At 69.2% G+C, this 12,272-nt stretch carries 14 protein-coding genes; 9 read left to right on the top strand and 5 right to left on the bottom strand.

Features of this window, described 5'->3' with window-relative positions; genetic code table 11:
• Nucleotides 1–33: 33 nt before the first annotated feature.
• A complete protein-coding gene (locus tag OG470_RS31040; protein ID WP_328418041.1) occupies nt 34–222 on the top strand; it encodes a ribonuclease in 189 nt (62 codons plus the stop codon).
• 81 nt (nt 223–303) lie between these two features.
• Here the strand turns inward: OG470_RS31040 and OG470_RS31035 are convergent, their stop codons facing one another.
• On the bottom strand, nt 304–2,547 hold the full coding sequence (locus OG470_RS31035) for a penicillin acylase family protein (RefSeq protein WP_328418039.1): 2,244 nt from the start codon (nt 2,545–2,547) through the stop codon (nt 304–306).
• 285 nt (nt 2,548–2,832) lie between these two features.
• Between OG470_RS31035 and OG470_RS31030 the strand changes: the two genes are divergently transcribed.
• Nucleotides 2,833–3,621 (top strand): SGNH/GDSL hydrolase family protein, encoded by a 789-nt coding sequence (locus OG470_RS31030; RefSeq protein ID WP_328418037.1) that lies wholly within the window; start codon nt 2,833–2,835, stop codon nt 3,619–3,621.
• Between the two features lie 67 nt (nt 3,622–3,688).
• On the opposite strand, the gene OG470_RS31025 is transcribed toward OG470_RS31030, so the two are convergent.
• Nucleotides 3,689–4,207 carry a TetR/AcrR family transcriptional regulator gene (locus tag OG470_RS31025; protein ID WP_328418035.1) on the bottom strand — a complete coding sequence of 173 codons (519 nt, stop codon included), beginning with the start codon at nt 4,205–4,207 and terminating at the stop codon, nt 3,689–3,691.
• 27 nt (nt 4,208–4,234) lie between these two features.
• Between OG470_RS31025 and OG470_RS31020 the strand changes: the two genes are divergently transcribed.
• Nucleotides 4,235–4,786, top strand: coding sequence for a hypothetical protein (locus tag OG470_RS31020; protein WP_328418033.1), 552 nt, complete (start codon nt 4,235–4,237; stop codon nt 4,784–4,786).
• On the opposite strand, the gene tnpA is transcribed toward OG470_RS31020, so the two are convergent.
• Complete coding sequence (gene tnpA, locus OG470_RS31015) at nt 4,740–5,156, bottom strand: IS200/IS605 family transposase (RefSeq protein WP_328418031.1); 417 nt, start codon at nt 5,154–5,156, stop codon at nt 4,740–4,742. The two genes, OG470_RS31020 and tnpA, sit on opposite strands and share 47 nt — an antisense overlap.
• Nucleotides 5,157–5,178: 22 nt before the next feature.
• On the opposite strand from tnpA, the gene OG470_RS31010 reads away from it, so the two are divergent.
• Together OG470_RS31010 and OG470_RS31005 are read left to right on the top strand one after the other, a co-directional pair.
• Entirely contained in the window at nt 5,179–6,408 is a 1,230-nt protein-coding gene (locus OG470_RS31010) for an RNA-guided endonuclease InsQ/TnpB family protein (RefSeq protein WP_328418029.1), read from the top strand.
• A gap of 37 nt (nt 6,409–6,445) precedes the next feature.
• Nucleotides 6,446–6,952: a hypothetical protein gene (locus OG470_RS31005; protein ID WP_328418027.1), complete on the top strand. Its 507-nt coding sequence runs from the start codon at nt 6,446–6,448 to the stop codon at nt 6,950–6,952.
• A gap of 60 nt (nt 6,953–7,012) precedes the next feature.
• On the opposite strand, the gene OG470_RS31000 is transcribed toward OG470_RS31005, so the two are convergent.
• On the bottom strand, nt 7,013–8,611 hold the full coding sequence (locus OG470_RS31000; RefSeq protein ID WP_328426700.1) for an exo-alpha-sialidase: 1,599 nt from the start codon (nt 8,609–8,611) through the stop codon (nt 7,013–7,015).
• A gap of 183 nt (nt 8,612–8,794) precedes the next feature.
• Complete coding sequence (locus OG470_RS30995; protein ID WP_328418025.1) at nt 8,795–9,460, bottom strand: FadR/GntR family transcriptional regulator; 666 nt, start codon at nt 9,458–9,460, stop codon at nt 8,795–8,797.
• Between the two features lie 204 nt (nt 9,461–9,664).
• Here OG470_RS30995 and OG470_RS30990 point away from each other — a divergent pair, with 204 nt between their 5' ends.
• The 4 genes from OG470_RS30990 to OG470_RS30975 all read left to right on the top strand — a co-directional run bounded on the left by OG470_RS30990 (nt 9,665) and on the right by OG470_RS30975 (nt 12,202).
• Nucleotides 9,665–10,114 (top strand): N-acetylmannosamine-6-phosphate 2-epimerase, encoded by a 450-nt coding sequence (locus OG470_RS30990; RefSeq protein ID WP_328418024.1) that lies wholly within the window; start codon nt 9,665–9,667, stop codon nt 10,112–10,114.
• Between the two features lie 186 nt (nt 10,115–10,300).
• On the top strand, nt 10,301–10,891 hold the full coding sequence (locus OG470_RS30985) for a dihydrofolate reductase family protein (protein WP_328418022.1): 591 nt from the start codon (nt 10,301–10,303) through the stop codon (nt 10,889–10,891).
• A 46-nt stretch (nt 10,892–10,937) separates the two neighbouring features.
• Nucleotides 10,938–11,450, top strand: coding sequence for a signal peptidase II (lspA, locus tag OG470_RS30980; RefSeq protein WP_328418020.1), 513 nt, complete (start codon nt 10,938–10,940; stop codon nt 11,448–11,450).
• Nucleotides 11,451–11,593: 143 nt separating this feature from the next.
• Nucleotides 11,594–12,202 (top strand): hypothetical protein, encoded by a 609-nt coding sequence (locus OG470_RS30975; RefSeq protein WP_328418018.1) that lies wholly within the window; start codon nt 11,594–11,596, stop codon nt 12,200–12,202.
• Nucleotides 12,203–12,272: the final 70 nt, after the last annotated feature.

The following is a 12,272-nucleotide window of genomic DNA, read 5'->3' as shown; positions in this document are numbered from 1 at the left end:
TTTGCTGCTGTGGGTGCAGGGTAACCGGGCGTTGTGACCACACCTGAGCAGAGCCGGCGGCAGCAGGAGGATGCACTCGAAAGCGGCGAGGTGTATCAGGACGCCGAAGGACGCCGAACCAGAGACCCGGGCGCCGGGGCGGCGCACGCCAACAGCGAAGCCGACCGCAACGCCGAGCAGCTGAGGCGTGGCGAGGTCGGGCCGGGCATCCCGGAGGAGTAGGCAGCCGGCGCCGAGGCGTGCCCGACCGGATGGCCGGCCTGGGCACGCGACGGCGTCGACGACCTGACTGTGGGCGAGTGATCACCTACCCGGCCGGTAGCTTCGCTCGACATGGCCCCTGAGGTCCTCCGGATAGAAGTAGACGGGCCGGAGGTTGCCGCTCGCGTAGCGTTCGACCTGGTCGTTGAAGTGCGGCGAGTCCGGGTGGCCGCTCGCGCCCCCCGCCGTCACGGCCCAGGCGCGCAGCCTCGGGCCGAACTCCACGACCGCCACGAAGCTGTTGCCGCTGGTGCCGTAGTAGCGCTTCGTTCCCGGGTAGCGCCTCGCCCCGAAGGAGGCGAGCGAGCCCCACTGCGCGGAGGTGAAGGGCACCGGCCTGCTCGGCTTGGCGTCGTCGAACGTCTGGACGATCGCGCCGTCGTTGCGCTGGAAGCGGTTGATCTCGCCCCAGGGCACCTGCCAGTTGCCGAAATCCTGCGTCAGCCGCTGCGTCGCCGCTTCGAGCGCGGTGAGTCGCTGCGCATCGGTGGCGCGCTCGGCCAGGTAGTCCCACATCGACATGCCCGCGTCTCTCGCCGCCTGGGCCAGCGGCGCCCAGAGCGCCTCGCCCCAGAACACGGCCAGCGACGTCGCGGTCGATTGCGCGCTCCAGCGGTAGTCCCAGCCGCGTAGCAGGCCGATCGGGTCGGCGAGCGCCGCCTTCTGCTGGTTGCCCCCGGGCAGCCTGTCCCATGCCGCGATCAGCCCGGGCACGAGCCGGGCGAAGGCGGTGAGGTAGGTGTCGAAGGCGGCAGCGATGAGCGTCTGCGGGGTGAAGTCGTCGCGCGCGGTGAGCACCCGGATCGCCTGCGGTCCACGGGGGTTCTCGCCGGCCTGGTCGAAGTAGCGCGGATAGTCGGCGGCGTCCGGGCTGTCCGGGCCGGCCGCGGTCCAGGGCCAGTTGTTCGCGTTGAACGCCCAGCCGTTCCTCGGGTTCACCGCCTGCGGAAGGCTCCGGAGGCTGTGCAGTCCGCGCCAGTCCGTCGCCGGGTCGCTGCCGTCGACGGGCTTGCGGTAGTCGAAGCGATCGTCGCGGCGCGGCATGAACTGCGGCACCAGGAAGGCGATCTCACCCTTCGAGTCCGCGAAGAGCGTGTTGTTCGAGCTGTTGGCCTTGAGGCCCGCCACCTGGATGAAGTCCGCGTAGTCCCGCGTCTTGGTGCGCAGGAAGCTCTGCTGCAGCGCCTCGACCGGCTTGTTCATCAGCGCGAACGCGATCCACCTGCCGTCCGCCTCCCGGACGATCGGGCCGTGGTGCGTGGCGAAGGTCGTGAAGCTACGCCGAGCCCGCCCGCCATCCGTCGTGCGATACGACAGCGTGATCGTCTTCGTCGTCACCGGCCGCAGCGCGTTGCCGTAGCGGTAGGAGTGTCGGCCGTCCGCCCGGGTCACGATCGTCTCGGCGAACTCGTCGACGTTGTCGACGCCGCTCGACGTGTGCATCCAGCCGGTGTTCGGGTTGAAGCCCTGGTAGATGAAGAACTGGCCCCAGGTGGCCGCGCCATAGGCGTTGAGCCCCTCCCGGCTCGTCACGTGCTGCTCGGAGCGGAAGAAGAAGCTGGTGTGCGGGTTGATCAGCAGCAGGGCGTGACCGTTACGCGTGTGGCTCGGCGCGATCGCCATGCCGTTCGAGCCGCTGGGCTCGCGGAACAGCAGACCGCGCTCGTCATCGGTCATCGGCACCGTGCGCTTGCTGTAGAAAGCTTCGAGTTGGGTGAGCGGCACCCGCTCGGTGTCACCACCGATGCTGCCCTCGGAGAAGCTCAGCGGCATCCACGGCTCGAACCGCGTGAGCACACGTGGCTGCACCTCGGGGTGTGTCGCTAGGTAGTAGTTCAGCCCGTCGGCCCAGGCCTGCATCAGCTTGCGCAGCCAGGACGGGCTCTGCGCGTAGTCCCTCTTCAGCGCCCCGGGGTCGACGTACAGCCGCTGGCGCAGGTCCTGCCAGATCGCACCCTCACCCTCGGCCTCGGCGAGGCGGCCGAGGCTCACCAGGTAGTTCCTCTCGATCCGGTTGAAGTCGTCCTCGGCCTGGGCGTACATCATTCCGAAGACCGCGTCGGCGTCGGTCCTGCCGACCACGTGCGGGATACCCCAGTCATCGCGGGTGATGGTCACGTGCGCCGCCTGCCGGTGCCAGCGGGCGACGTCGGGCGCGGTCCGCGGGGGAGCGGCGGCGGCGCCGGACGGCAGCCCCGCCGCGACGACCGCGGCGCCCGCTGCCAGTCCGGCTGCTCCGCCCAGTACGCGGCGTCGGCTCAACCTTTCGTTCTGCGGGTGGTTCATGAGGTGGTCCACCTTCCTCGGGGGTCAACGGATCCTGCCGGAGTGCCGATCGGAGCGGTGGCGGGCGCGCCCGATGGGCGCCTCGCAGGGGCGGCCGAGCCGTTCTGGACGACCGGTTCCGCGGGAGTTGCCCGCGACTGTCCTCATTGGACCCCTGCGACCACCGGCGGAAATTGCCGCAACCACGGAACTTGCCGGAAGGATCTTTCCAGCATCAATATTAGGTGATATCAATCTCCCACCGATCCTCCTACACCACCGGAGTGCAACGTGCGGAGATCCCGTTTGGCAACCCTCGTCCTGAGCCTGGTCACGGCTCTGGGCGCCACCCTCGCCCTGGCAGCGCCCGCCCAGGCCGCTCCCAGCGACCACTACGTCGCCCTCGGCGACTCCTACTCCTCCGGGGTCGGTGCCGGCAGCTACACCGCCGAGAGCGGTTCCTGCCAGCGCAGCACCAAGGCGTATCCGGCGCTGTACGCCACCAATGTGCAGCCCGCGTCGTACCGCTCGGTCGCCTGCTCGGGCGCCACCACCACCAGCGTGATCAACACGCAGCTTGGCGCGCTCAGCGCCGCCACGACCCTGGTCAGCGTCACGGTCGGCGGCAACGACGTCGGCTTCGCCAACATCATGACCACCTGCGTGCTCTACGGCACCACCGACTGCGTGGCCGCCGTGCAGGCTGCCGAGGACAAGGCCCGGGCCGACCTCCCCACCCTGCTGCGCAACGTCTACACCGGAATCCGGAACCGAGCGCCCTCGGCCCGGGTGGTGGTCGTCGGCTACCCGGTCTTCTACCAGCTGGGCACGACGTGTGTCGGGCTCAGTGTCACCTCGCGTACGAAGATCAACGAGGGCATCAACCTGGTGGACGACATCATCCGCACTGCCGCCGCAGCCGCCGGGTTCACCTTCGCCGACGTCCGGTCGCAGTTCGTCGGGCACCAGCTGTGCAGCGGCGGCACGAAGTGGTTGCACGCGCTCAACTTCGCCAGCATCGGGATCTCCTACCACCCGACCGCAGCCGGTCAGTCCGGCGGCTACTACCCGGTCTTCCGCTCCAAGGCCGGCTGAGTCCGGATACGCGGTCGGCCAGCAGCGGTATCACCCCGACCAGCCTCCGCGCGGCCGCCGCGCACGTTCAGTGGCGGCCGCGCACGAGCGGTAGGAACACCTCGTCCACGATCTCGACCAGCACCTCGTCGGGCACGGAGGGGATGCCGCGCATCGCGTACTCGGCGCGCAGCAGCATCATCGGCGTCGTCGCCACCCGGTGGTGTACGGCCGCGGCCGGTGCCTCGCCCCGGGCTGCGGCGCGCTCCAGCATCGCCAGCCAGGCGCGGTCCATGGTGTCCGCGCCGGACCGCTCCCGCATGAGAGTGAGCAGCTCGGGGTCGTCGGCCGCGGCGACGAGCAACCCGCGCAGGATCGCCCCGTACGGCGACGACCACGTCTCGTTCGCCCGCCGCAGCATCTCCAGCGCGTCGCCCCGCAGAGTGCCTGTGTCCGGGTTCGGTAGCACGGCGTCGGACAGGTGGCGGTACGCCGCGATGCCCAGCGCCGCCCGGTGCGGCCACCGGCGGTAGATGGCGTTCTTGTTGGTCCCGGCCCGGGCGGCGACCCGGTCCATGGTCATCCCCGCGTAGCCGGACTCACTCACGCCCACGAGCCGTTCGACCCCGAGATCGTGCGGCGCGACCTGCGCGTCATCCGCGACGAGCTGCACTGCGACGCGGTGCGCATCACCGGCGGGGTCCAGGACCGGCTCGAGCTGACCGCGAGGTTCGCCGCCGAGGCCGGGCTCGAGGTGTGGTACAGCCCGTTCACCAACGGCCTCGACCGCGACGGGCTCATGGCGTTCGTGCTCGACGGCGCGGAGCGGGCCGAGCGGCTGCGGCAGATCGGGGCGTCGGTCGTGTACCTCACCGGCTCCGAGATCGCCATGTTCACCGACGGCTTCCTGCCCGGCCGCGACCTGGCCGAGCGCATGGCGCTGTTCACCGAACTGATGCGGATGAGGGAGGCGGTCCCGGCCGCGCGCGCCGCGGTGCGCGACTTCCTCGCCGAGGCGGTGCCCACGGTGCGGGAGCGGTTCGCAGGGCCCGTCGGCTACCGGGTTGCGGGCCAGTGCTCCGCCCTTCAGGGCGGGGGTGGAGACCCGCGCTGGGAGGGCGCTAAGCCCGAGCAGTGCTCTAAACCGGACGGTTCTGCTGCTCGATGTACTGACGTACGACACTGAGAGGTGCCCCGCCGAGAGAGCCTGCGAAGTACGATCCCGACCAGAGCTTGTTGGCCCGGTAGTAGTGCCGCCGCAGGTCGGGAAACTCCTGCCGCATCCGTCGGCTGGACACGCCCTTGAGGGAGTTGACCAGCTTCGCCAGGGCGACTTTGGGTGGAAAGTTCACGAGCAGGTGGACGTGGTTGTTCTCGCCGTTGAATTCGACCAACTCAGTCTCGAAGTTGGCGCACACCGTCCGCACGATCTCCTCCATCCGGGCGAGGTGCCGGTCTGCGAACACTTCGTGCCGGAACTTAGTCACGAAGACCAAATGAGCGTGCAGAGCGAAAACGCAGTGTCTGCCAGTGCGAATGCCTTCGATCTGAGCCATAAACCAATGGTACGTTTTGTCTGTGCAGCTCCGTTACAACTACCGCGTCTACCCGACGCCGAGTCAGCAGCATTCGCTGGCTCGGGCGTTCGGGTGCGCGCGGGTGGTGTTCAACGACGGACTGCGCGCGCGGCAGGAAGCCCGCGACGCCGGGCGGCGGTATGTCACCGACGGGGAACTGTCCAGGCAGGTCATCACCGCGGCTAAGGCCACACCTGAACGGGCGTGGCTGGGCGAGGTGTCGTCGGTGGTGCTGCAGCAGGCCCTCGCGGACCTGAACACCGCGTACCGCAACTTTTTCGCCTCGGTCACCGGCAAACGCAAAGGTCGGAAGGTGGCTCCGCCGCGGTTCCGGTCCCGCAAGGACAACCGGCAGGCCATCCGGTTCACCAGGAACAGCCGGTTCAAGGTCTGCGCCAATGGCCGGCTGCGGTTGCCGAAGGTCGGTGACCTAAGCGTGCGCTGGTCGCGGGGTTTGCCGGCCGAGCCCACCTCGGTCACGGTGATCCGGGACGCCGCGGGCCGGTACTTCGCCTCGTTCGTTGTGCAGACCACAGACGAGCCGTTACCGCCGCTCGAGTCCGAGATGGGCATCGACCTCGGGTTGACCCACTTCGCCGTCCTTTCCGACGGCACGAAGGTCGCCGCACCGAAGTTCCTGCGCCGCGCGGCCCGCAAGCTCAAGCGGTTGCAGCAGGACCTGTCCCGCAAGCAGCGAGGCAGTCAGAACCGCAGGAAAGCCGTCGTGAAAGTCGCCAGGGCGCACGCCCGGGTGGCCGACACCCGGCGGGACTGGCAGCACAAACTGTCCACGACGATCATCCGCGACAACCAAGCGGTATACGTCGAGGACCTGTGCGTGACCGGACTCGGCCGAACCAGACTCGCGAAGTCCGTGCACGATGCGGGCTGGGCCAGCTTTACCGACATGTTGCAGTACAAAGCCGCCCGGTACGGGCGGACCTTCGGCCGGGTGGACCGGTTCTTTCCATCCACCCGGATGTGCTCCGACTGCGGCCGGATCAACAAGATGACGCTCAACGTCCGATCGTGGACCTGCCCATGCGGCAGCACCCACGACCGGGACGTCAACGCGGCCATCAACATACTCGCGGCGGGACGCGCCGAGAGCCTAAACGCCTGTGGAGCGCAGGTAAGACCGGCACCCGTGCCGGCACCGCGCCGCGAAGCAGGAATCCACCCGCACGCCGCGTGTTCCACACGCAGCGTGGAGGGAATCTCCGTCCTTTAGGCCGAGAGATCGTCAAGCCTCGATCCCGCTGGAGGCCGTGAACTGGGCGCCGTTCGACATCATCGCCAGCGACGCCGGGTACCGCGACGCGACCAACGCCGCAGCGTTCCCGCAGACCCTGGCGGCCGCGGTGGGGCAGGGCAAGCCGTACGCCGCCACCGAGTTCGGCTGCTGCACGTTCCGCGGCGCGGCCGACGTCGCGGGCGGGGCGGAGCCGGTGACGTACGACGAGTACGGCCGCGCCGCGAAGCTCACCACGGGGCTGGAGCGCGACGAGGAGGGCCAGGCCCGCTACGTCGTGGACCTGTTGCGCGACTACGAGGCCGGCGGGGTGGAGGCGGCGTTCGTGTACACGTTCGCGAACCGGCACCTGCCGACCACCGACGACCCGGAGCGCGACTTCGACCTGGCCGCGCGCGGGATCGTGCGGGTGCTGCCGGACGGCTCGTGGACGCCGAAGGCCGCCTTCCACGCCCTTGCCGCGTACGGCCGCTCGCGTCTGCAGAGCCGGTCGGCCGCTCAGGGCCGGTCGGCCACCCGGTGACACCAGGACGTGGTCTTCGCTGACACTGCCGGTGAAGACCACGCCGAGAATTCACAACTTTCAGGCCCCCTTGACCCAGTCGAGGCTGAAGCGGGCGAAGTAGATGCCGCCGGTGTTGCCGACCTCGTACAGGTTGCCGATCTGTCCGTTGGCCAGCACGGCCATCGTGGAGTAGCCCGCGCCGCCCGGTTTGATCAGCGCCCGGGCCGGCCAGCTGACGCCGTCGTCGGTGGACAGCCGGACGGTGAGGTCATTGCGCGCGGTCGGGTGGGCGTTGTTGCTGAACAGAGCGGTGCGGGTGCGGATCGGCGCACCGTTCGTGCCCACCTCCGACGGGCGCAGGTAGGACAGTTCGTCGGCGTTGCACAGCGGATCGGTCAGCACGGCACTGGCCGTGGCCGGGCCGAACGTTGCGCCTCCGTTGGTGGACGTCGCGTAGAACCGGCTGCGGGTGCCGTTGTGGCGCATGTTCTGCACGACGGTCCCGGTGTTGCGCTCGATTGCCTTGCTCTCGTTGATGGTCCCACCGGCGGACCCACCGCGTCGCCACGTCACACCGTGATCGTCGCTGTAGATGTTGGCGGCATGGCTGGTGCCCGCCGCGTCCCGGTACGCGATCGGCTGGACCAGGCGGCCGGTGCTGGTGTGGATCCCGTGGCCGGAGGAGAAGAACACTTGCTGCCACGCCGGGTCCTTGACCGCCGGGTTCAGCTCCACGGCGGCGCTCCAGGTGGCGCCGTTGTCCCTGCTCGTGATATACGGCAGGTGCATGCTGTTGGGGTCATCCGCCGTGTTGACCCCGGAGGAGCCCGACCAGAAGCTGATGCCGGGCCTGGGGGAGTAGGTGAAGAAGCAGTAGACGGTGCCGGTCGCGCGGTCCACCAGCACGCTGGGATCGCCCACCCCCTCGCGGGTGGTGGCGGGGGCGTGGATGACGCGTGGCTGCTCGAAGGTGCGGCCGCCGTCGGTGCTGCGGATCATGGCGATCTGGATGTTGTTGGTGCCGCCGCCCAGGTCGTACGAGCCGTCGACCCGCGCGTCGGCGACGGCGACGACGGTGCCGTTGTTGGTGACGGCCATGCCCGGGATGCGGACCGAGGCCGCGGTGCCGTCGTAGCGACCGTTGGCACCGTTGAGGTTGCGGATGACGGTCTGCGTGGTCAGCAGCGTGGTCGTGTTCATCTGCGGGGTTCCGGCGGCCATGCCGCACGTGGCGGTGCCTCGCTGTGTGCTGTCGAAGCCCGGAGCGGTGACCCGCAGGCTGTACGGGGTGCCGGCGTCGACCGTCCAGTAGTGCAGGAAGTTGCCGCCGGCGGCGACCGTGCGGGTCCACGGTGAGCCGGTGCGTCCGGGCCAGGTGACGGTGAAGTCCCGGGCGGTCGTGGTGCGGTTCTCCAGCGTGAGCTGAAGGCGACTGGCCGTGCAGTCGAAGCTGGTGAGCGCGGACATGCCGGTGCCGCAGTGGAATATGCCGGCGGAGGTGTCGTCCAGCCCGGTCGGGGTGGTCGTTCGCAGCGTGTACGCCGCGCCGGCCGTCAGGGTCCAGTACAACTGGGTGCTGCTGTTGGCGGGGACCGTCCTGGTCCACGGCGAGCCGGAGCGCCCGGCCCAGGTGACGGTGAAGGCCTGTGACGTGGTGCTGCGGTTGTCGAGCAGCAGGTTCAGTCGGCCGGGATGGCCGCCAAGCTGGGAGCACGGTGAAACCGGCTCACCCTGAGCTCAGGACCGGCTGCTTCTGGCGGCGTAGGCCACCGCTGGCGATGGGTGCGCAGTCACGCCGTCCGCCGTCCGACGGCTAGGGGCGGCGGACGGCAGGGCGATGCTGCTCGGCGATCGGTTGGCTCAGGACTGGACGGAGCGTGCGAGGCTCGCGCGGACGGGCGCGTAGTGGTCGGCGATGGCGGACCGCAAGACCGCCGGATCGCCTCCGGTGATCGCGTCGACGATCGCCCGGTGCCGCTGTGCGGTGATCACCCGGTCTTCTGGCTGGGTGCGCAGGGTGGGGGCGACGATGGCCTGTACCTGCCAGAACGCCTCGGTCAGTTGGAGGATCAGGTCGTTGCCCAGGGGCTCCATCAGCTTCAGGTGGAAGGCCCTGTCGACCTCGAGGAAGTCCTTGTCCTGGGCGGCGAGATCCGCCATCTGGTCGGCGAGCGCGGAGAGGTCTGCGAGGTGTTCCGCGTCGAGGACCTTGATGATGTCCGCGGCGAGGCCCTGCTCAAGGGTCTGCCGGACATCCACGACCTGGCCCAGCACCTGGTGGTCTTCCTCGGCGCTCAGCAGGCCGCGGAAAGCCAGACTTTCGACGAGGGCGTTGAGGGACATGTGGCCGACGAACGTGCCGTGGCCGTGTCGCACTTCGACAATGTCGAGAGTGGAGAGGATCTTGACCGCCTCACGGACGCTGGACCGGCTGGCTCCGATGGCCTCGCACAGTTCCGTCTCGGTGGGGAGAAGGTCTCCCGGCTTGAGGCGATTGCGCAGGATGTACTCCTTGATCCCTGTCACGACCTCCTGTCGACGGGGACCCGGGCGCTCCTGCCCGCGTAGCGGGCTCGCGTCAATCGTCGTCATCTGCCCCTTGCCCTTCCTTTACGGATCTGTCACGCTCAGCCTAGCGGCATCAGACGTCAGACGTCAGACCCCATACCCTCTACCCCCCGCAGCGCTGAGCTGTCACGGAGCGCATGCAGAGCCTATGGAGGCATTTACGTGAGCACCACCGACAAGCCGTTGAGGAGGCAACTCGGGGCCCCGCGCCGAGTTCGCTCGCTAGCCATGGCGGCTGGCGCGGCCGACGGCCGGTCCCTCACCGAGACCGTCGCCGCCGTGCACGAGCAGACCGGAGCCATGGTGATGGCCGACTGCTCCACCCTCGACGAGGGAATCGCCGCCGTCGCGGCGGGTGCCGACCTGGTGGGCACCACCCTGGCCGGCTACACGTCGTACACCAGCAAGCAGCCCGGCCCGGACCTGGATCTGGTGGCCCAGCTCGCCACCGCGATCGACGTGCCGGTGATCGCGGAAGGCCGGATCCACACACCGGCGCAGGCGGCGCAGGCGTTGCGGGCCGGCGCGTGGGCGGTGGTGGTGGGCACTGCGATCACCCACCCCACCACCATCACCGGCTGGTTCGCGTCGGCGATGGCCGACGCCAGGTAGGGCGCGAGGCACGACCTGCTGCGCTGCCAGGAGCGGGAGAAGGCTGGCCGGGCGGAGGATCCGTCGAAGCGACGCAACAGCCGCGGGCAAGGTGGCTTTTCCCGGTGTTGTCGATCCGGGGGCGGGTCGTTCGTGTAGCTGGTGAGAGGCCGGCGAAGGGCCGGCCGCTTACGCGAGGAGAGCATCATGGGCAAGGTCGTCGTGGTCCAGAACGTGACGCTCGACGGGGTCATGCAGGCGCCGGGCGGGGCCGACGAGGACACGCGGGGAGGCTTCCCGTATGGCGGCTGGGCCCGCCCGTATGCCGACCAGGTCATGGCCGAGACGATGGGCAAGGGCATGAGCGAGGGCGGCGGGATGCTCTTCGGGCGCCGCACCTACGAGCAGTTCTACGGCTTCTGGTCGAAGCAGACCGACGGTAACCCGTACACCGAGGTCCTCAACCGGAGGCGCAAGTACGTCGCCTCGCGCGCACTGGCGGAGCCGCTGCCCTGGGAGAACTCGTCCCTGCTCGAAGGCGACGCGGCCGACGCCGTGGCCACGCTCAAGCGCGACGTCGAGGGCGACCTGATCGTGCTCGGCAGCGGCGAGTTGGTGCGGTCGCTGGCCCGAGCCGGCCTGGTCGACGTCTACACGCTGTCGATCCACCCACTCACGCTCGGCACCGGGATGAAGCTGTTCGCCGAGGGTGAGGACGCGTACGGCACGTTGGAACTGGTCGAGGCCGTACCGACGACAACCGGCGTGATCATCGCTACCTACCGTCCCACCGCCTGATGGTCATCGTTGGTGTGCTCTGGAGGCGACCCGTTAGGGTTCCGGTGTGTTCCGCGCCGTTGTGATGATCGCTGCCCTGGTGCTCGTCTCCGACCAGGCCACCAAGTACTGGGTCCAGTCCACGCTGTCCGCCGGCCAGACCATCTCCGTCGTCGGTGACCTGCTGCAACTGCGACTGGTTTACAACCCCGGTGCCGCCTTCTCCATCGGCTCCGGGTCCACCTGGATCTTCTCGATCACCGCGGCTGCGGCGGTGGTCGGGGTGACGGTCGTGGCGCGGCGGGTCACCTCGCGGCCCTGGGCGGTGGCGTTGGGGTTGGTGCTCGGCGGTGCGGCGACGCATCTGCTGGACCGCCTCTTCCGCGAGCCGGGTTTCGCCCGGGGACACGTTGTGGACTTCATCGACTACGCCGGATTCTTTGTCGGCAATGTCGCTGATATCGCCCTGGTCGTCGGCGTCGGCCTCGTCATGGTGCTCAACCTGCGAGGCATTCCGCTGCGCGAGCCGACCGCTTCCGCCGGGGCCAGCACCACTGACCAGGTGTTGCCCAGTTCCTGAGTCGGCCCAGCGTCTCGGTCGGCCGGGCGGCGTCGCGGTGGCGACGCTCAATGTCCCGCGCATGACCGTCGGTTTTCCGTCCGGGCGTTTCCCGAAGCTCGTATCGTGACGATGACCCCGGTCAGTCACGGACGGTGAGGTGCATGGACGACGGCGAACGCGAACAGGCGTTGCTCAGCGCCCTCACCACCGAGCATTTCGTGCTGCAGACCTCGCGCAGCGCGACCATCACCGAGTCGGTGGGCCGGGCGACGATCTTCCTGTCCATGCTCTCTGCCGCGCTGATCGGGCTCGGCTTCGTTGCCAGTAACGCCGCGCTCGTCCGGCCGTACCTCGGGGCGGTGCTGCCGACGCTGGTGATCACCGGAATGCTCACATTCCTGCGGCTCGTGCAGAACATGGTGGAGAACGAGCTGGATCTCGCGCGGATCCAACGCATCCGGGCCTACTACCACCGTCGACTGGCCGGCGATCACAAGTTCTTCGCCGACGCGGTGCAGGGCGAGGTTTCCACGCAGGCGACCTGGGCGGCGGTTGGCAGCGCGCCCGGGCGAGCGCAGATGCTGCTGACGACGGCGGCGTTGGTCGGTGCCGTGAACGCACTGCTGGCGGGGCTCGTGGTCACGCTGTTGGTCGGACTTGCCGGGTTGTCGTCCGGGCTCGCGATCGGCGTCGGCAGCGTGTTGGCTCTGCTGGCCTTCGCCGCCCAGGTCGTCTACATCAATCGCAGGTCGATCTCCCTGCCCGGGTAGGGAGATCGACCTGACGGAAACCCTGCCGGCGGGCCCAGGCCGGTGCGAGACCGGCCCGGGCTCCCGGACC

Origin of the sequence: Micromonospora sp. NBC_00389 (assembly GCF_036059255.1) — a bacterium.
Lineage (GTDB): Bacteria > Actinomycetota > Actinomycetes > Mycobacteriales > Micromonosporaceae > Micromonospora.
The sequence above is the reverse complement of the archived record's forward strand: the minus strand, read 5'-3'. Positions and strand labels throughout refer to the sequence as shown.

Excerpts from the sequence above, each read along its gene's own strand:
- OG470_RS30985 (WP_328418022.1), top strand. The coding sequence starts at position 10,301 with ATGGGCAAGGTCGTCGTGGTCCAGAACGTGACGCTCGACGGGGTCATG.
- OG470_RS30975 (WP_328418018.1), top strand. The coding sequence starts at position 11,594 with ATGGACGACGGCGAACGCGAACAGGCGTTGCTCAGCGCCCTCACCACC.
- tnpA (WP_328418031.1), bottom strand. The coding sequence starts at position 5,156 with ATGGCTCAGATCGAAGGCATTCGCACTGGCAGACACTGCGTTTTCGCT.
- OG470_RS31035 (WP_328418039.1), bottom strand. The coding sequence starts at position 2,547 with ATGAACCACCCGCAGAACGAAAGGTTGAGCCGACGCCGCGTACTGGGC.